Annotated in this window: 17 protein-coding genes and 1 pseudogene; 12 read left to right on the top strand and 6 right to left on the bottom strand. The window is 42.8% G+C overall.

The window, feature by feature from the left end:
- Positions 1-32 precede the first annotated feature (32 nt).
- The 7 genes from N5E87_RS22440 to N5E87_RS22410 all read left to right on the top strand — a co-directional run bounded on the left by N5E87_RS22440 (position 33) and on the right by N5E87_RS22410 (position 10,547).
- Entirely contained in the window at positions 33-431 is a 399-nt protein-coding gene (locus N5E87_RS22440; protein ID WP_279776059.1) for a hypothetical protein, read from the top strand.
- Between the two features lie 11 nt (positions 432-442).
- Positions 443-961, top strand: a complete 519-nt coding sequence (locus tag N5E87_RS22435; RefSeq protein WP_279776058.1) for a FlhC family transcriptional regulator — start codon at positions 443-445, stop codon at positions 959-961.
- 163 nt (positions 962-1,124) lie between these two features.
- A complete protein-coding gene (gene traF / locus N5E87_RS22430) occupies positions 1,125-2,159 on the top strand; it encodes a conjugal transfer protein TraF (RefSeq protein WP_279776056.1) in 1,035 nt (344 codons plus the stop codon).
- Positions 2,156-3,592: a conjugal transfer protein TraH gene (locus N5E87_RS22425; RefSeq protein WP_279776054.1), complete on the top strand. Its 1,437-nt coding sequence runs from the start codon at positions 2,156-2,158 to the stop codon at positions 3,590-3,592. The genes traF and N5E87_RS22425 overlap by 4 nt, the downstream gene beginning before the upstream one ends.
- 2 nt (positions 3,593-3,594) lie before the next feature.
- On the top strand, positions 3,595-8,844 hold the full coding sequence (locus N5E87_RS22420; RefSeq protein ID WP_279776053.1) for a conjugal transfer protein TraG N-terminal domain-containing protein: 5,250 nt from the start codon (positions 3,595-3,597) through the stop codon (positions 8,842-8,844).
- A gap of 124 nt (positions 8,845-8,968) precedes the next feature.
- Positions 8,969-10,303, top strand: a complete 1,335-nt coding sequence (locus N5E87_RS22415; protein WP_279776052.1) for a hypothetical protein — start codon at positions 8,969-8,971, stop codon at positions 10,301-10,303.
- Between the two features lies 1 nt (position 10,304).
- On the top strand, positions 10,305-10,547 hold the full coding sequence (locus N5E87_RS22410) for a hypothetical protein (RefSeq protein WP_279776051.1): 243 nt from the start codon (positions 10,305-10,307) through the stop codon (positions 10,545-10,547).
- Positions 10,548-10,847: 300 nt separating this feature from the next.
- Here the strand turns inward: N5E87_RS22410 and N5E87_RS22405 are convergent, their stop codons facing one another.
- From N5E87_RS22405 to N5E87_RS22395, 3 genes are read right to left on the bottom strand one after another with little or no spacing between them, the layout of a single operon-like run.
- Complete coding sequence (locus tag N5E87_RS22405; protein ID WP_279776050.1) at positions 10,848-11,480, bottom strand: hypothetical protein; 633 nt, start codon at positions 11,478-11,480, stop codon at positions 10,848-10,850.
- Positions 11,477-11,911 carry a hypothetical protein gene (locus N5E87_RS22400; protein ID WP_279776048.1) on the bottom strand — a complete coding sequence of 145 codons (435 nt, stop codon included), beginning with the start codon at positions 11,909-11,911 and terminating at the stop codon, positions 11,477-11,479. The genes N5E87_RS22405 and N5E87_RS22400 overlap by 4 nt, the downstream gene beginning before the upstream one ends.
- A 57-nt stretch (positions 11,912-11,968) precedes the next feature.
- A complete protein-coding gene (locus N5E87_RS22395) occupies positions 11,969-12,868 on the bottom strand; it encodes a DNA replication terminus site-binding protein (RefSeq protein WP_279776047.1) in 900 nt (299 codons plus the stop codon).
- A 378-nt stretch (positions 12,869-13,246) separates the two neighbouring features.
- Between N5E87_RS22395 and N5E87_RS22390 the strand changes: the two genes are divergently transcribed.
- Positions 13,247-13,834 carry an OmpA family protein gene (locus tag N5E87_RS22390; RefSeq protein ID WP_279776046.1) on the top strand — a complete coding sequence of 196 codons (588 nt, stop codon included), beginning with the start codon at positions 13,247-13,249 and terminating at the stop codon, positions 13,832-13,834.
- Positions 13,835-13,877: 43 nt separating this feature from the next.
- On the opposite strand, the gene N5E87_RS22385 is transcribed toward N5E87_RS22390, so the two are convergent.
- On the bottom strand, positions 13,878-14,204 hold the full coding sequence (locus N5E87_RS22385; RefSeq protein ID WP_279776045.1) for a hypothetical protein: 327 nt from the start codon (positions 14,202-14,204) through the stop codon (positions 13,878-13,880).
- 425 nt (positions 14,205-14,629) lie between these two features.
- Between N5E87_RS22385 and ung the strand changes: the two genes are divergently transcribed.
- The 3 genes from ung to N5E87_RS22370 all read left to right on the top strand — a co-directional run bounded on the left by ung (position 14,630) and on the right by N5E87_RS22370 (position 16,747).
- Positions 14,630-15,349, top strand: coding sequence for a uracil-DNA glycosylase (gene ung / locus N5E87_RS22380; RefSeq protein WP_279776044.1), 720 nt, complete (start codon positions 14,630-14,632; stop codon positions 15,347-15,349).
- Positions 15,350-15,672: 323 nt separating this feature from the next.
- The gene (locus N5E87_RS22375) at positions 15,673-16,077 is read left to right on the top strand and encodes a hypothetical protein (protein WP_279776043.1); all 405 of its coding nucleotides are present in this window, start codon (positions 15,673-15,675) and stop codon (positions 16,075-16,077) included.
- Positions 16,078-16,339: 262 nt separating this feature from the next.
- Positions 16,340-16,747, top strand: a complete 408-nt coding sequence (locus N5E87_RS22370) for a hypothetical protein (protein ID WP_279776042.1) — start codon at positions 16,340-16,342, stop codon at positions 16,745-16,747.
- A 27-nt stretch (positions 16,748-16,774) separates the two neighbouring features.
- Here the strand turns inward: N5E87_RS22370 and N5E87_RS22365 are convergent, their stop codons facing one another.
- The gene (locus N5E87_RS22365) at positions 16,775-17,131 is read right to left on the bottom strand and encodes a hypothetical protein (RefSeq protein WP_279776041.1); all 357 of its coding nucleotides are present in this window, start codon (positions 17,129-17,131) and stop codon (positions 16,775-16,777) included.
- 763 nt (positions 17,132-17,894) lie between these two features.
- On the opposite strand from N5E87_RS22365, the pseudogene N5E87_RS22360 reads away from it, so the two are divergent.
- A pseudogene (locus N5E87_RS22360) lies at positions 17,895-18,644 on the top strand (DUF4158 domain-containing protein); the annotation flags it as partial.
- 10 nt (positions 18,645-18,654) lie between these two features.
- Here N5E87_RS22360 and N5E87_RS22355 read toward each other — a convergent pair.
- A complete protein-coding gene (locus N5E87_RS22355; RefSeq protein ID WP_088585397.1) occupies positions 18,655-19,863 on the bottom strand; it encodes an IS4-like element IS10A family transposase in 1,209 nt (402 codons plus the stop codon).
- Positions 19,864-19,931 lie beyond the last annotated feature (68 nt).

Here is a 19,931-nt window from a genome sequence, read left to right as displayed (position 1 = left end):
TTAAACATCAGCGTTAATATGGTCGGAGCAAAATGGAAATCGGAATCCTAGACAACGATAGTTATCGTTCAGTTCAAATAGCACAAGCTTCATTTATTTTATCCATGCGTGATTTAGCACGAATTGACCCGGTCAGCGTTGCTTGTTTGTTCAAAATCACAAAAGATGAAGCTCGACGACTAGCTGATACACCTATTCACGTTTTGGAGAAGGCTCTGCATTCAAGCCCACCAATTTTGACGATTAAAGGGCAGGATGGAACATACATGCGTGGTGCAAGCCCGATGACGGCGTTGCTTGCTTCTTTGCAGGAAAGTGGCACCGATGCATTTCATAATACTGTTGCACATATAAATGCTTTTTCTGGCCCCGTTAATCATGGTTCGCTTGAACGTGACAATGACAGCAGAATTACAAAAGCTGCGAGATAGGTGAGCAGAGAATGACAGATAACAGTAAAGGCAGCAAAAGACGAACACAACCTTGGGACCCAGGATTATATTATGAGCAGCTTCGCCTAGCATATGAGATGGCAAGCTTAGGGGCCAATGCGAATGTTCTAGACCAATTCTTCGCGGTCGACAAGCGTCTTGAAATGGCGATCAATAAAGACCTTGGAAAGTTTCGTAAAGGCGCGGGCTGGATGACAACTCATGTAATACATAGAGTACATGCAAATATCGTGTACCGAATGTATTGTAATGCAATACCTGAAAATGCGAACCTCGAAAGGCCTATTACTGATAGAGAGTTATTGTCATTAGCTCGGACATATCACGTTTTACACAACAACCAGTACGTTGATATTAATAGAATATTTTACATCTTTTGCTATCTTTCGGATGGCACATTCTCACGTAAAATATGTTCTAAGTGTGGTATGGATTTCATATTTCATAGCGAACGAAATTACAGTCATTGTCCATTTTGTGAGCGTGACTCGCCTCTGTTTGATAAGTAACCACTCCAGTGCCGGAGTGGTTTCCGATTTTCTTAAAGTCAAATGCTAGTCCCCGCCAATACTATTAAGATACCACGCATTCAAAACCTAATAGATTTACTCCCCCTTAATACACCCAGATAATCGTCACGCGATCAATATCTGTCAGGCAATATTCCTTGCTATGAAGACGAAAATCCTAACCGCTGCTATAGCTGCCTGCCTGACGGCGGCATTTACTCCGAGCACATCCGCTGCTGACCAAGCAGACGGAGGGCGCTCATCATTTTACGATCGCAAAAGCGAGGGCTGGTTCTGGCATGAACCAGAGCCAGAGGTAGTTGAAGAGGTTGATAATGCAAAGATAGATACTCCACCGAATGAGACTGCAGAGTCAAAAGTAGATGAGGTTATGAAACCTAGTGAAGTAGTTGTGAACGTAGCATGGTTACGAGATAACTTACCAAAATTGCGTGACGCAGCTATTGATGAACCAACCTACGACAATGTACGTCGTTATTTCTACGCACAGCGTGTAATGATGGATAAAGCGAGTAAGTTTGCATCTGTTAGTCAGGAAGTCTCCAAATTCGAAGTGGCACTAGATGAAACGCTACGTAGACCTGACCATCAGGGGGCACTTTACGATTTTAAGCTGGGAGCTAAGAATAGTCGTAACGCTTTAATCCAGGAACTATCGAACCAGGTAGGTTTCTTTTTTTTCTATTCATCAAATTGTTCCTACTGTATCAAACAAGCTCCTTTATTGACTCGTATGAGTTCTGATACGGGTATTGATGTTCTTGCTGTTTCTCTCGATGGACGACCACTGCCTAGCGGTGAATTCCCTGATTATGTCACAGACCCGGGCACATTGCGTGAGCGCCTGCAGGTGATGGTGACGCCAACCATCTATCTTGTTAAGAAGGATGGGTCAGAATTCCATAACGTAGCCGCAGGCCTCACTTCTCCAGATGAGCTAATGAGAAGAACAGTAATGCTAGCCAAACGCCAAGGTTGGATAACAGAAGAGCAATATAACGAAACAACAGAAGTTAAAGAGATCCTCTTAAATGATGACTCTAAAGAAAAACTTGTCGTCGACGAAGATAAGGTCTTCTCTGACCCGAATTATCTAGCAGACAAGCTCCGTCAAAAATTCCAATCGCAATACAAATCTGTACCACCTGCGCAGAATAATGAGGTAATGCAACCGTGAGTTTTATTAAAAGAAAAGCAAAACTGGTGACGCTTGCCTCCACGGTAGTTCTGTCATTGGCTGTGCCTTCTACCGCCGTTGGCAGCGATCCACTAAAAAATGTATTTGGGATGATGACCACCAGTACAGGTGGTGCTGTTTTTGAATCTCAGAAAAGGAATGGTGTGGCTTTTGGTACTTTTAGTGCCAGATTTTCAATGTACCAACCGAAAGTAGTTAGCTTCACCCCTCCTTCACTAAGTGCAGGGTGTGGTGGCATTGACTTCTTTGGTGGTTCAATAAGTCTGATCAAGAAAGAAGAACTTGTCCAAATGGGCCGAAATATTGCAGCCGGCGCCGCAGTGTACGCATTCAATCTTGCGGTTGAATCGATTTGCCCATCTTGTGCAGAGGGTATGGCATGGCTGCAAGATAAGCTTGACCAATTCAACGAACTTGTTAGCGCTGATTGTCAGGATGTGGTCACCTCGCTTAGCGAAAACAGAGTTGGAGCAGGCGCCGCTGACAAATTAATGGGAATTGCAAACAAGAATGGCTGGCAAGAAGGACTGACAACTTACGCAGATGTTATGCCTGATACCCATGGTAGCTGGATTGAAATGCTATCTGCCCGTTCATCCACTGGTGATGCTAAAGATGCTCCTGTCGATGGCATGCTGGGAAACCAAATTTGGGACGCCCTAGGAGAAGCCAAGGTTGACCGATGGAATTTTGCCGCGGGTTGGGACAAACAACAGGTTCAAGAACTATTGATGAGCATTACAGGCACAATGATCGTTGGGCCTTCAAGCAATGGAACCGATGTTGAATGGCAACCTGTACCAAAAACTCTAGATATTGAAGACTTAGTTTATTCAGATGCAGGAACCAAAATTAAAGTTCTCCAGTGTGATACTAATGAGCCGAAGAAAGATAACCGTCTTCCATGCACAAAAATAAAAGATATGGAGGGTACCGAAGTATCTTGGGAAGGAATGCATCATCAAGTGATGCGCCTATTAATGGGAGACGGAACTCGTACTGGAATTGCTCGAAAAATTACATACAAAGGCAATATTGCAGTAGATGAGCAAGCGCTGATTAATAATGCAAGCGTGCCATTCATGTCGATGCTTTTCTATCTCGGAAATGACGTTGAAGCTCAACGTGCGATCGCTTCATTAGTAGCAAGTCAAATGTCATTTCAAATGATCGATGAAATGATTGAGCACATGTACAAGATGCTCAAAAACGCTGAGCTATCAGAGCAAGGAAACACAAAAACAACTGCGGAGCGAATTCAGTTCATTAAAGGCCGAATTGTTGAAATTGAACAGCAACGAGCGGCATTGAAAAAGAAGCATGATGCTCAAGTGAAACAAGCTAATGAAATTTTTGAAACCTACAACGCACTGATTGAGGGTGTGAAGAATATGAGCGCATTGGGAGTTTAAGAATGCAGGGATTTGTTATTTACAGTATGGGCGACCCTGAATTTATCCGATTGGCTCTATTGGGGTTGTCACACGCATTCGAACAAGGTGCGGTAAGTGTTGCCAAGATCGGCTTAATGCTATGTCTTCTCGGTGTTTTTTGGAAAGGAGTGTGGAGCCCTGACAAGATTGAGTTCAAACAGTTTTTCATGGGCTTTTTCCTTGTATTTTTGTTGTTTGTAAAGCAAGTACCTGTGACATTAATTCACAATGATGGGGCAGGGGCAGACCAAATGCCACCGATCCCTATAGGTATTGCATTGGCCGGAACAATTGCAACTAACTTTGGTTACAGCATGGCCAATAGCATGCGAGATTTTTATCACACCACATATCAGCCTGGTAATGCTCAAACTGGAAGCTATAGAGCAATGGTAGGTCTTGATAATGATGGCACTCATCCTGTACCTGTTGCTGGCAATGGATTAGCTCCATTACGAGAATTGATGAAGATGCGATTTGATGGCTCTGTGGAAGCATATTCGAAAGCTAACGCATCCATCGCGGGTGCTGGTGGCGCCAGTGTTGATATTTCAAAATCTCTTGAGAACTACATACATGATTGCGTCCTTAAAGACGAATTTAACGGCCGATCTGTACAAGAGGTAAACACTGCTGCCATGCATACAGCCGCATATGCATGGCCAAACATGCGAGTTACATATGATGGTTGGTCAACATCGGTGAAAATTGATGCGGGTCACGGTTGGAAAACAATGGGGTGTGGTGCTGCCTATAACAAAATTGATGGGGCGATAAATTCAACTTGGAAAGATATCGCCTTAAAAGATAATTCGATAGAAAAAGCTCCGAATGAGGCGTTAGTTAATATCGGTTCTCAAATGCTCGGGGATGTGAATTCCGAAGCGTGGAAAATCAAAGTAAACCAGTTAATCCATTATCACTACAATAAGACTAAAGCTAAGAGTCGTTGGGCAAGTGAAGCTGATCTGATGGCTAGCCAAGTAGAATTTGAAGCTATTGATAAGCGTCGTGTATCAAGTGCTGTTCAACATTCATTGTGGTCTGAAATGGCGATCCCGCTGATGAGCTACATTGAGGCATTTGTATTCCTGATTGGTCCAATTATGCCATTTATTGTAGCGTTCGGTGAGAAGGGGGCTGGGCTTGTACTTAAGTATTTCTTCCTTTTGGTATGGGTTAATACATGGCCGATTCTTCAAGTTGGTGTGAACATGTATCTACAAAATTCTATTAATAAAGCTTCATTTGCGAATAGTAACTATGAAGCATTTTCCTGGGCAGGATACAACACTAGCTTCACCGAGGTAGAGTCATTCATTGCAATGGGGTCTACATTGCAAACCATGGTACCCGCTCTGAGTTTGATGCTTTTATATGGTTCGGCACATACCATGATTAACGTTGCAAACTCCGCTCAAAAAGGTGGAGGGGGCGAAGGTGCTCAAGCTACACCGAATGCGGCAACTCCAACTCATAGCGGTAAATCTTCCGTTGGAAACACAAACTGGTCATACGATAAAAATGCAAACGGAATGCTTCAAACATACTCCGGTGATAGTAGTAGTGCTATTGGTATGAAACAGTTCAATACCAGCAACGCTATTTCTGCTGCCAATTCAAATGCGATTCAAGCAGCTCAAGAAAAAGTAGAGTCAGCTGGTACTCAACGTTCGGCCATTAATTCGGAAATGGCGAACATGATGAAGGTTGGTGCTGATGAGAAATCAATGCAAATTTCGGGTACCGCGAATAAGAGTTTGGGCCTGAATCTTGCGAACACCTATGCTGACCAGCTTATGAAAACTGGTCACTATACGGCTGAAGAAGCAAAAACCCTTGGTGTTGCACTGTCTGGAGGTATGGGGGCTCAACTACAAGGCAAGGTTGCTGCTGCATTGAAATTGCCTACCGGAGGTGGTGAAGAAGGAGATAAAGGGAAGAAGAGCCCATTTTCAGCAGGTATTGCTCTTGAGGCTTCTGGCGGAGTAGATGTGAAAAATAATGCCAACTTACAAAGTGCATTAAGGAAAACCTCTAGCTTGGCTAACCAAGGCACTAACAGTTGGTCATTCGGTGAATCTGAACAAGGTCAAGCAGCATTTCAAAAGGCGCAATCTCTGGTTGGTGGTGCGAAGATTGGAGAAAATGGAGCTTGGGGTGAAGTTGGTCAAAGAGCTGAGCAAGCATCTCGAGCGTGGACTGAAGCTAATAAGATTGTAGAGTCAGAATCTCGACAGCAAACAGCACTGCAAGGCATCTCTGGAGGATTGTCATTTAACATGATGGGCGCAACGAGTGATGCTTTGTCTAACAAGGTTGATGACAAATTCGCAGACGGTACTTTGCTTGCTGAGACAGCAAGAAAAACTGCATTTGGCGATATGGATAGTACCCAACGAGCAAACTATGAAGCATTCAAAGCAAATGGAGGCTTTGGTCAGGGCTTGGACGGTGATATGAAGGCACTTTCTGCATTCTCCAAGACAGAGCAGGGTGCTTCCCTTACGGGTATGGCAAGTAACTTTAAGACTACTGCTCAGAACAAAGGTGACTTTGAAGCTAGAGTTGGAAATGCATCTACCCTACAAGAACGTCGTGAAGCAGTAGGTCGTTATGCAGATAACGCATTCCAGAATTTACTGAATACATCAGGATCACATCGTTATGATGCTGGTGCCAACATGCTGGACATCATGAATCAAGCGTCTGGTGGCAAAATGGCTAACTGGGCTGCAGCTGCGAATGATCTACGAAAAGTAGCAGATCACACAGAAGAAGCTCTTAAGACGCCGGCACCGAAAACAGCAAATGAAGCTGGTGGACCAACGGAAAAAAGCGTTAATGATAAAGTTAGTCAGGTTTCTACGGACTCCAAAGGCTTTATTGCAGCACAGCAAAGTCGAATTGATGAGACTAATTTGGAGAAGGTACACAGTAATGACAAACAAGCTCTAAGAAACGAGGTCCAGGCGGACTCGGGCAAAAAGGGTGAACAGCAGACTCTCATGGCTGTTGGTGCAACGGCGGCGGAAAATGCGAAGCCTCTCGATAAAGCTGTAGCTCCGCTTACGGAACAACAGAAACCAGCAATGAGTTTGGCGGAGACTCTAGCAGACATTTCTACACCTGCTTGGAAAGCGGCAGGGGACATTGTGGATAATGTAACGCGCGAAACAGCGTATGACCGTTTAACAAAACAGGGAGTTGATGAGAGCGCTGCTAGGATCTTGGGTGGCGAAAGTTCAAAGACACAACATTCAGATATAGTTGAGACAGTTGCTCGTGGTCTTCAGGTGAATGCAACACCTACCGACCAAGTTGCCGCGGCAAAACTTCTTGCTGGTGCACAAAAATCTGATGAGGTGATTAAAGACCTACGTTCTTCAGGTAACCCAGAAAATATGAAATTGGCTGATTCACTTGAAAAGAACAAAAATGTTGTTGAAAACGCATTTAATTCTGCGAATGCAGATGGAGGACAGAAAGAGTTAATTCGTGGACTTGGAACTGCTCTCAACAATGGTTCAGCTTCCAATGACGGTGCACTCTATATGTTTGAGCCTAACAATATAGAGCTTCGGTCGAGCCTCCAAGCAAAAGAGCAGCAACATGCTGCGCAACAAGGGACATTGGCGCAAATGGAGGCAAACGGAGCTACTGATACTAAGCAGTATCAGGAATTGAAACAACAGGCTGACCAGCTTGGGAAGTATCTTGAAAGGAATGAGGGTGCACGCACGATGTTTGATGCGTGGCGAGGCTATGAAGGCAGCATGGGTAAAGCGGCGTCGGACGGAGGGCCGAGTAGAGACGTAGTTGTTGATGAGATCGGAAAAGGCATTATTAAAGATGCAGTTTTGGGTAAGAACAATAACAGCCTTAGCAATGCTTCGTTTAGTGAAGCTCTAAAAGAACAGGGTTCAGATTACAGCCGCTTTACGAAGGCATTTGGTAGGGATGGAATTACCACTAATATTGATGCTATGCGTCAGTACGAGCAAATGCGTCCGGGATTGGAAGGTGCTGTTGCTGAGTTACGTAAAAACCCTGAAAACGCAGAGAAGGCCGATCGTCTTGATCAACGTATTCAAGAATTAGATAAGTTGACTGGTTTTGACCAACGAGAGATCACTTCGCTTACTGGAAATGTAGGGTACTCTTCGAGTGATAGGAAAAATGTTGAAACAGCTACAATGAGTAGTGAAAGTCTTAACCGGGTAAATGAAGCTTCGATTGGTCAGAAGTTCCAGTTTGGAGACAGTACTACGTTTACGAAAGTGTTTGCCGGTGAAGGACAAGACCCCAAGCTTCTATCAGAAACTGGTCAATTGTTTAGTGTTTCTTCTGCCAAAGATGGTAGTGGTGTAATGCAGCCAAGTAACGATCAAGTTTCAAAAGTGGGTGAAGTTGCTCCTAGTGGTGAGAGTAAACCCAATAATAATATTGGTGAAGTAAACAAGGTATCGCCAAATGAAAGTGCGATAAATGCTAGTGGCAAAAGTTCAGATGAAACTGGAACAAAGCCAGCTAGTTCTGGCGTTGCTGCCAACGCTCAAGCTAGTGAACCAGTTTCGACCTCTGGTAATGTACCTGGCTTGGGCACCGGAAAAGCTAACGAGAATGGTGGCAAAAGTTCAGATGAAACTGGAACAAAGCCAGCTAGTTCTGGCGTTGCTGCCAATGCTCAAACTAGCGAACCAGTTTCGACCTCTGGTAATGAAGCCGGCGTGGGCTCAGGAAAAGCCAATGAGAAAGGAGGCAATGTTTCTTCTACCACCGGGGAAGAACTGGCCATTAAAGCCAAAGAAGAAGTAAATACCTCTGGAACTGTCTCGGATGAGCCAACTCTTGCTAGCAATGTCACCTTAAACTCTGGCCGTGGAAACTATGAGCAAACCTCCCATTCAATCGCTACTGAGACAGGTAAATCTTCGGGAGCTGAGAATCAATCAGCTGGGGAAGTAAATGCAAGTTTTGTTTCAAGTTCGTACGGTGATGGTGACCGAATAAATGTTAGTCCTGATAGTTTCCAGTCTCTGCATAGTGCTGAAACTGGCTCGAAGTTTGACATTGCTGGGGAGACATTCACTAAAACGGGTGGCAATGAAGATGGCAACAGACAAACAACGACTCTAATGCATGATAAGACAGGGGATACATATAATTTGTATCAGAATAATGACGGGACAGGAAACCTGACTATCGAGGCTAAAGACGGTAAGTTCTAAAGGTTTTAAAAAAATTAAAAATGCTGGGCAATGCCCAGCATTTTTTTTTCAGATTTATGTGTTTTGGGGGTTGCGGAAAGTGGAGCCTGTTTTAGATTGGGCATTGAAATTAATGGAGTTTAAAATGAAGACATTCACTTTAGTGGCCGTTCTTCTAGGTTCAATATCTTCAGTCTCGGCTGCAGAATTGTCTCTACAGGGCGAAGGTGTTTATAGAATCGGTGAGTTTGACAGCTTACATTCAGCTAAGGAGATTGCTGGCCAATTCGCACTAGAAGATATGGCCAGAAAAGCAACTGAGAGAGTTCTTTCACTACAAAAAATCGACAAAATGGGTTACTACTCCAGGGCCAGTTGGCTAGTAAACTCTTCTTTGCTTACCAAAGAAGTGGTTAGTGACGATGTTGCTGTGTGTAGTGAAGGCGTTGGGCTGTGTGTAACGGTTAAACTGAAAGGTGTTCTAGATACGGCGCAGTCTGAAAAGCACCTCAAATTGCTTTACTCCGATGTGAAGTTAGCTAAGAAGCTGGAGGCACTAATCGAGGACGAATCCGAGCGAGAGCGCCTTGTCTTAGAAGGAGAGACCCTGGATTATGCAGCAGCAAAAGAAAGGCAGCATAAGCGAAAGCAGATCATCGATTACCTATCAGGAAGAGAAATCAAAACGAACGTAGGCGCCATCGACTCTTCCCTGATACAGACCATTTATGATGCGGCGGCGGCTAATCAACGAGCCGATTTAAACAGGGGCTCTACATACCTTGAGTACCAAGAGTATTTAAATGAGATACAGAGAGAGCTAGCTGTAACAATCGTCGAACAAAATGCAATAACCAACGCGGATGGTTCAGGAGGCATCCGGCTTAGGGTTTCTCTTGAGTCGCCCACATTAGAGACCACTTTAAGCTGGGTAGCTGAAAAACTTGGAATTCAAGATGGAAACTGGAAACTTCATCGAGAAATTAATCCTAAAAACCTTGGCGAGGCATGGGTGTATGGTGTTGAAGTTGACAGCACCCTTGGTGAAGTAGTAACTGAGTCCGTTATTATAGGTGAGCAAACTGACCTGGTAATTGATGCTGATCGTTACTTGATTCAGTATGGCATTAACAGTGCCGGTATTAGACAGCACAGCAATGGCAAACCTGATTACCGCCTGAACAGAGAAAAGCTTAAGTTGGTCAATGAACTTGGCAAAGCACAAGTTTGTATCGAGTTCTCATTAGGAAATCTGAAACCAGTAGAGAAGTGTATTGCTGGTGGGGCATCGAATTCAGAGGGTGACCATATAAACCCTGCATGGGACATCAATTCTCCGTTCCTGTGGTATGCGAAAGACGGGGCTTCTTTTAATGTTTTTATTCCTATTGATAATGTTACCTTGCGCGATCCAACTTCTATGAGAAATTTATCATTTCAATATCAAGTTACTGTTAAGGCAGAGACTCTGGGTAAGTAGAATGAAGATAAAGAGTTTATTATTTGGTGTCATTGGGTTATCAGTTGCAAGCCATTTCGGTTTCTCTGCTGAGAAGCTTTTCCCACCAGCAATTGTTGATTTGGACAAGAAATGGTTCAATGGCGCAGTAATGGAAGGGATGAATATAGCTGGTAAAGCTGGACGCGATAATGCCGAAAAATGGTTTGAACTATATTTTAGTGAATATAAAAATACAGATACTCAGGACAGTAATAAGTGGTAGAGGAAATCACTCCCACGTCCCAGCGGAACACAGGGGCAGATTAGACCACTCAATTATTTGGTAATTTGATTTTACTTAGCTGCAATTGAAAGCAATTCCATTTGCGGGAGGAATGAGGCAGATCTAGGATAAAAATTTGATCGTCAGATGAGGTGACATCTATTTTGACGAAGGTTAAGTGTGCTGCTGGCATAGAAGCAGCATAGAGAGAGGGGTTTAACAACATGCATAAAAAAGGTCTGCAGAGCAGACCCTTTTTTGATTAGGGTTTGAAACCTTTTTTGATTAGGGTGTGAAACCTTATTTGATTCGTGAGTAACCTAAAAAGTCGGGCCAGCTAGTCCATTTATCAATTTTTTCATAGTGTTTGTCTGGGTTACATGGAATCAGTTTTAGGTCTTCATTATTACGACGACCTTCTCTGAACTCGAGGTAACTTGCGAAATTAAATGTCCTAACAAATTTTCGGGCTTCCTCAAAAGTTAGATAAGGATCATCCTTCGGGCAAAGTAGGTCAGAAAACTTAACTTCAAATTTTTTATCTGGCGCTGAGTGGATGTTATCTGGCCTATTTCCGCTCTTGGACACTTCACGAAACTTAGTGACGGTAGTGATTTTATTGTCTATAAACCACTGTTTCGTTTCCTCCAATCCCAAAAATTCATCTTTTTGAACTTGTGTTGCTTTCGTATCAGTACCCAAGAAGTCCGGCCAACCAGTCCATAAGCCACGACGACCATAGAATTTGGATGGGTCGCCAGGAACATTTCTCGGTCTAACTTCACCACCTTTTCGTGGATTGTGGTAATCGAACCACTGGCGCATGCTTTTTATTTTATGATTAGAAGCATATGCTTGAGCTTCTTCATAGCTCATCATGTCATCTGGTGTGGCCAAACCTTCGGCTTGCATTTCTTTGATTGTTTGGTTCATTGTCCACCCCTCTTTAACTGTATACTTCCAGTTATCTTTGGATACATTAAATACTCAGTATTATCTGGAATAAAAGCTGTTATAAAGCTATCCATAGTCCTTGATGCGAACTGGTGTAAGGATTTAGCTTTATCATTTTTAAGAAGGTCGCTGGTCAGAAAGGACTTTAAATCGTAGCATGTTACTTTATTATTGGTCCCCAAGAACTCAGCCCAACCATTCCATTCCCCATTCTTTTGAAAATAGGTTGCTGGGTTTTTTGGCATGTTTGTTGGAGTTGGTACTCCACCTTTACGCTCATTATGGTGTCGGAACCATTGACGCGAACTTCTTATGTTATTTTCAATGGCATAAGCCTGTAAATCTGAATAGCTAATAGTTATCTCCTGAGTTTTCAGGCAAAAGATCTCTCTTGTAATATGATGGTTCATATTTCGATACTCAATTTCTCGCTATCCTCGGCGCCCATAAAACACTTGGATTTTTGTTTAAAGTTTACTTCGTTTTGAATACAGATGAAGCCTTCCTATGATGGGTTTGCCACCAATCAAAGAGTCGGATCTAACACAGCGTCTATATGCAGCGTTGAAATCTATTAGTGGAGAAACGCAAATTGGGCTCTTCTGCACGATTATGAGTGGAAGATGAGCACTTAACTGTGGGGTATCTTCGCAATCTAGATTTACAACAGCATTTACTTTCGCAGGTCGTTTGTGCCTAAGTTCAATGCCTGCAGGTAAGCGTTGGATATCTGTAATCTCCCTTTCGAGAAAAATTCGCCATTCATCCGGGTTACAATTTAATGGCGGGTTATCAATCTGACATTTTATTTTAGATATTACTTCTTCTCGAGTAGTCGTGGTTGTCACGAACCGCTGAGCCCAACAAAAGCCAAGTTGGCTAATGTCGGTGTTGACGGCATGTAGTCGTCTATATAGTTGTTTTGTTATTAAGCCCGGAAAAAGCCCGTGTACAATATCGTGCTTCTTCTTGGCCCCCTTAATCTGGTCAACAAAGTCTTTGAACTCGGCTTTTTCTTTGTTAATTTCAGATACAAGGTCAATAATTTCTGTTCTGTTAGCATCAATCTGAATGTACCCAGGCAGTCGGAAAACAGACTTCCTTGACATCCCATCATCAGCATAGACTTTACTAAAAGCATTCATTGCTTTAAAGAATGCTGCCTCACCAGTATATGTTGTTACTCTGATTTTACTAACTTTGTTATGTTCATCTCCAATTGCAACCGGTGGTAGTTGAAACACCTGAGCGGAAACGAGTTCAGAGCTGCGAATCAGCTCACCTAAGTCCTTGTAAAGTCCATCCATCTTATATTTATGATAGAGAAGTTCACTTCTAACTTTTGGCTCAGTAATAGTCGTTGCCACGGGCATAAACACCTACCAATATTTCCGTGCAATAAATAGTTGACCAATCTATACACAACTGATCAATCGTTGTTCACACATCATAGTTAACCTGCAAAATAGGGTCAATGTATTATTATGCAATACAATTCATAACTATACATTATTGATGTCGTGGTAATGCTTTCTATTTACAGTATCTTACGAAATCAAAAGGTTGTGTGTGGATACTATACCAATTATGCATATAGTTTAATGCACCCGTGGGTACCTGTACGTTGATTTGTCCTAAATTATAGCCCAATCCACTATTGATTGAAATTTGAGAAAGTATCCATGTTCAATGATTAGCGTTAGAATGTTTAACTTTGAATTTTGATATCGTAGTAGAGGGGTCGAATGATGTGTTTACGTGCTGCATTTGTTGCTGCAGGCTTGATTGTTATCGCTGGATGTACATCAAAGGAGGTCGTTGGAATACATCAAATTTCACCGTTGAATACAACAACCAGTTCAGACGCCGATTACTACGCAAAGATTGAGGGTAGGCTGAAAGCGATTGAAGAAAATCGCAAGCTTACATTGAGCCGGTTGGAGCAAATACAGCTAGCTATCGATGCGGCAATATCAGAACGAGTTGAGCCAATTTTGATTGTGCAACCGAGAGAGAAATTTGTCTATTTTGTCACTAGTGACACTGAAGTAGAAGACAAATGGATACCGTTGCTTAAGAAGCATGTTAACTATCTGCACAGCGACAAGAGTATTCGAGTGATGGTTGCTGGATTTACCGACAACAAAGGATCTGCCAAGGCAAATTTAAAAATTGGTCAAGAACGCGCAGATAATGTGTGTGCGAAACTTGTAGAATTAGGCGCTCGAAAAGAACAACTAACTTGTGTTTCTTACGGAGAGTCTCATCCAGCAGACCCAGGAAACACGGATGATGCGAGCGCTAGAAATCGCCGAGCAGAAATATTGTATTAATGAAATGAACTAGGGCGCCCATTGTGCGGGCGCCTCCTAGCTATTAGCGATCTGGGGCTACAAACAGTGGCTTTGTTAGGCGCGAATGGCACAGTCGATAAATCTCGTCAATTATCATCTTTGCATGATCACTTAGGATTATTTTATTTGTATCTATATCCCGTTCAAACAATTGTCGGTCCATTAGGTTTTCAATAATCATCTGACCAGAATGAATATTTTCATTATTGCTTATAAACATTGCCAATTCATCGTCAGAAACTGATGCAATTTCATGGACATATGAGAGAGCCCGATAATGACAAAGCTCAAGTTGGTCAATCGTAAGTCGACGGTCAAGAGCGCTCATTGCGCTTAGCCAAGGTGACATAATTCTCTCCAGAGTAATAATTTCCCACGCATTCTATAGTTTACATTTGGAAGCCGCAATCTTATGGCAACATACATATATTGTTGGTGCTGCCTTTTGTGTATGTAATTTGTCCGTAACCACTAAAATTTGCCCATAAGAGCAAAATGAGACATTAAAGTTTGCCCGTAAAGCTTAACCCATTGTTTCAGTTGATAACTTTGATGAGTGTTAAGTCTCTGTCCTGAGCAGTTCAGGATAGGACTTAACCTTAGGGGCAAACACTGATGCATCGGCTTATCTATTGTAATGGCTGCGGTTTGTATGAAATCCTTGGGGGTTATAACAGGCATAAAGTGTTGCTAGTAAGATCACTACGACCATGAGGACTTGGGAACGGGCCTGTAATCTAAGACCTCGGCACCTTCATTTTATGAGAGAAAACTATGAGTTTTGATGAATCGAGACTCCCGCCCGGTTGGCTTCCATTTTTTCAGCAAGAGCTCACTAAGCATTACATGTTGAAATTGAAAACGGCCATACAACATCAAATCAATAATGGAGTCAAAATTTGGCCTATGCCCCGCGATATTTTCAAAGCGTACGAGTTAACCGACCTGGTTGATATTAGAGTTGTTCTAGTTGGTCAGGATCCCTACCCAACAGCAGGTTTCGCACATGGCCTTTCCTTTAGTGTGAATGAAGGTGTGCCAATACCTGCTTCCTTACGAAACATCTTTACAGAACTGGAACGTGACTTGGGAGTGCCTCCTCCAGCCAGTGGTAACTTAGAAGCATGGGCGCGTCGAGGAGTGTTGTTACTTAATAGCATACTCACCGTTGTTGAAAATAAAAGGAAATCACATGAATCGATCGGTTGGAGTAGTTTTACTGAAGCAACTATCAAAGAGATTAATAAGCTCGAGCATGGAGTTGTATTCCTAGCTTGGGGAGGAGCTTCTCATGAAGTTTGCGAACTGGTGGACGAAAGTAAGCATAAAGTTATTCGGACCTCACATCCAAGCAATACTCATGATGCATGTAATCGCTTTGGATATACAAAGTCGGGTAAAAAGTTTCAGGCATTTAACGGAAGTTTCTGTTTTTCACAAGCTAACAATTGGCTTATAGATAATGGCCATGAACCCCTTAACTGGGAACTATAGTGAAGCACTCTAGTTAGAGTTGCGCGTTTGTCCAACTATGAGATCGTTTAATTTCGATGAAATAGTGTGGAGAGGCGGAATGCCAGACATTTGCGACCACGCCCTAGGGCTGCTTAATGGAAAGGACGTAACAAAAATTGATTGCGAAGCGGTACGTAACTTTATGAATGAGGTGAGGCAATTTAACACAAGTAGAAAGGTGCTCCCTCATCCAGGCTTGTTTATCCTAGCGAATTTTTGTCACAAGTGTGGTTCAAAACTGGATAAGGAACTGAACAAAGATGAGCTCAACAAGTTTGTGATCGAACAAGGGGAGCAGATCTATGATGCATCCTGTTGAAATAAAACAAATTAAGCTTGCGATTGAACAAAATGACCGCGGTTTGGATGCCATTGCATTAAAGGTAACCCTGATTAGTGTTGGTGGTCATGACTTCGTGATAATGCATGAAGAAAAGTCTACTTTGCCATCTATAACTGACTTTGTGGAATATTGCATTCCACGTTTAGTCGTCAAACTAGACCTAAATTTTGATTCGGCCTCGTTCTATCTACACAACGGTGATAATGGGATTACGGAACCGACTTTTCTTCAGCTTTTGTTTGAAACAAAGAATTCAACAAGTCATGGTGGCAAACTATGTCTAAACAATGGGGTAAGAATACATGTGGGGGAGAAGCAGAGTGCTTGGATGGCGGCACAATTATTAAATGTGTGCTTGCATTAGATGCAAAAGCGCCCCGACTCTGCCGGGGCGCTCTAGTGGCTCAAAAGGTCAAGAAAGCCGTGCCATTACTACGAAGCGTGAACAAGAAAGGGAGGGTGCTTCGATAGTTCAACTACAATACTTCGAATGTCTCACCCTGTCAATGAGTGGCGTTAAGTATTGCTTTTTTTTAATAAAACTAAGTGTCATTTAGTTCGTTTTACTTACAAAATTTGAATTGTGAGAATATAATTATTCAATTTTTGATTGCGAAGGACCAGTTGTGAGACTTATTCATAATGCCAAAGCTGTAGCAGTAGGCGTCCTAATCGCAGTGTTTGCTAAAGATATAGCAAGTAATGCTGCCCATAACTATCTAGTTGAATCATTTCTAGGTGCTGAAGGCTTGAAAGTTGCCATATTTCTACCAGAAAAATATCAGCAATGGCCAAAAATGGATGTGCGAGTCGAACTGGCAGAAAAGCTTGATGACTCAGGCAGCTTGAGTTGTCTGCATGTTCTGCCTATTTCGCCTGAATACCAAATAACCTCGGTGCTTGATGATGGCACAAAGTTATGTTGTAGCGTGGAAGGAGGCTCAGTGTACGTTCCTATACTTGCTCGTGAGGACTCAACAGAGTATTTTTGTGGGCATTACCCGAACCAGCAAGTAGTTCGGGTAATGAAATAGTGTGGGTCGACGAGTTTGGCAAATAAGTTATGATGCCCCAACTCTGCCGCCCTCTGTACCATTATCATCTTTCCTAATAAATACAGGCTCTTTCAAATGCAAAAGCTGTACTTCAGGGTGAGTAACTTTAATACTTTTTAGGGTTTTTTCTGCTTCAGCCAGTTCGTTTGTCATTCCGGGCCAAAACCCAATTTCAAATTCTTGGTCATTATTGCGTTTGTCTATGGCAGTTAGCTCTATGTAGAAAAACACTACGGGCGATAAAGCTACTCTGAAACCGCGGATAGACGCAACCACCTTGAGCCCTCGCTTAAGAGCTTCTAAAACTCGATCTTCTACCGCCAAAGGAGGCCTCTCTTGTTCATTACTATTAGCTAATTCCATAGTTACTTTGAATCCGACTTGGTGCACTTAAGCTCTTTTGAGCAATGCAATCTCTGATTTATGCCGAGAAATGTCGACAGTCCATGGTGTTCATTATCAATTGTTTTTTTTAAATGCGTGGGGATTAAGCTCGACGATGTAAGGGGAGAAAATCTACTTGCAGGCCATTGAAATACAAGTGTTGTACAAATTCCAGCCTATAGATGACTTACTGAATATAACGTTTTGGAATCCGAATTTTATTCAGTTTTACTCTACTTTGAATCAAATTTCTGATTTGTTTAATAACTCAACGCCATTTGTTAAACTTGAAGTAGCCCGGCAAGAGGGTATGAGACTTTACCGACGTTGGCGGCGGCAAGCTTCAATGGTTTGTGTTCGGCAAATCTCTCTTTGTTTTGCTATGGAAACTGATACAAACCATCCTCAATTGGCTTTCTAGACGTTGAGGGCTGACATCAAGCATTAAGCTATTGTAGTGATACTTGATGACGACCCGAAACTGAGGAAGTCATCAATGAAAACCAATGACGTCATTTATGTAAGGCCTATTGCGGAATCAGCTTTATAGTTCAGCATTAATACAGCTTTCAATTATCAGGGGTTCAATATTCCAATGTTAGATGGGGTTCTAGGGATTTTCCCCTCTAAAGTAACATAAATCGCCATACTCACCATATTTAAAGGCATACAAAGGTGGGTTACTTCTCCAAAGTATGGCAAATTATGAGGTTAACAACCCCTTAAACTTAATTTAATTCCTATGGCTATAAAAAACGAACTATCAATTCTTACCAAAGCTGAGCAGCTTGATCTATATTCTCCGCCGCTATTATCACTTGAACAACAACGATTGTATTTTACGCCAAACGAGATCGAGTTAACAGAGTTGAAAAGTATTCGCCTAAGGAACCACCGATGCTATTTCATTGCGTTATTAGGGTATTTTAAGTCTAAGCCTGTGATTCTTTCACCTAGCTTTAACCTCATCTTTGACGATATGCAGTTTATTTCAACGCAAGTTCAAGGAGGCAAAGGGATCAGGCCTTTCAGCATTAATAAGATGCAGCGTGACCGTATATATCAAAGAATACTGAGGTTATTAAACTATCAGAAATGGGACGAAAGTCTGCACTTTGCGCCGCTGTACGAACATCTTGTTATGGTCGGCAAAGCTTGGCTTGAGCCTCGTTATCTATTCGATGCAGCCGCTGAATATCTAGCAACGCATAGAATTGCCATCCCTAAATATACTGTCTTACAAAAGCTTATCAGTCGTGTTATCCAACAGGTCAAGAAGGCGTTAAATAATAAGCTTCGTATTCATGTTTCATCTGAACTACACGGATTTCTAAATACTATTATCGATGACAAAGATGGGCTCTCCTTAAGCCAGCTTCGAGCCGGTGCAAAAAGCGTTATGGTGACAGAGCTAAAAAAAGAACTGACGGTGTATCATCAGTTACAGCCTTATACAAGACAGATTGATAATGCTGTTAAGGGCTTAGCCCTGAAGGATCCCCTCATAAATCAGCCATAGCATAGCCATATTTGAGCAACTGATTGGCGAATAATACCCAGGCCGCCAGCAATTCTTTCTCCGTGATTTGATAATCAGGCCGCCTGAGTACCTCCAATCCCAAGCGAATCGTTGAGAGTACCGTTCGATGCCCAATGGTATTGGCCTGAAAATGCTTATCCCAGCCCTGTTGCTGTGCGTGTAAACCAACTAGCCACAACAGGCATTGAACCATCAACGCTATCAGTAGGATGATGTCGAATCGCTCTGGACTGTTGGTACGACTTTGGCGTAAGCCAAAGCCGTATGCCGGGCTTTTGAGGTCACGAAAGGTTTCCTCTATTTGCATACGTTTGGCGTACAGGTTTACCAGCTGCTTTGGGCTCCGAGATTCTGGTGGTAAATTGCTGGCTAACACCCAAGGCTCTTTCGCCGATGTTGAGTACGTTTTTGCCGATGGATGGTGGCAATTAGTCCTCGTTGAACGCTGATTTGTACGCCCCTTAGGTTTGCTACGATAAAGCGTGAGATGGCAATTGATAGGGTTAGTTTTGGTCAAGGTCTTACAACCCAGGCTCTTCGCTTGACCGTTGGCCAAGTCATGTGTACTGCGAACTGCACGCCAATTTTCAGCGCCAATATCTGCAAATTGAACTGTACCGCGAATACGGCTTAGCCAAAACCAACCATGCGCCTCAACCTCTTTGTACCAAGGCACTTTGAACCCCGCGTCAGTCACGATGAGAGGGGTAACATGCAAAGGTAAAATCTTGGCTAAGTCCGCTAAAAAACCGTTGTGGGAGGCCTTAGAGCATTGTTCTGATAGGGGATAGGACTTCTCATACAGGGTAATAGAGCGGCCATTGAAGGCTATTGAGGCGCGCAGAGCCATGATGCGTTTATGCTCTCGGATGTCTGACCAATCGACGAGCACAATCGGCATAGGGTTACCAGAACAGATGAGGCGGGCATGCCATTGGTAGACAGCTAACCGTTCTTGATGCAGATGCGTGTTGCCGAGCAAACGATCAATGCGCTTGATGTTGTGCTTGGTTCGGGCCGTGGTTGGTAAATTTCGACCTAACTCAGTCAAGGTCAGTGTCTTACATTCAATCAGTGCCTTAGAGGCCAGCATCAAGCTGTTTAATCGTTTTAGGTGAAGTTCTGGGCAGTATTGGTGTAAAGAATGTTGTAGGATATTGGCTTCGCGCATCTTGTTGTCCAAGTGTAGTTTTTAGCGAAACCATTTGATCATGCAACAAGATGCGCTTCCACTCTAAT

This window comes from Shewanella sp. GD03713 (assembly GCF_029843705.1).
GTDB lineage: Bacteria > Pseudomonadota > Gammaproteobacteria > Enterobacterales > Shewanellaceae > Shewanella.
Note: the sequence above shows the minus strand (reverse complement) of the source record. Positions and strands in the feature narration are given on the sequence as shown.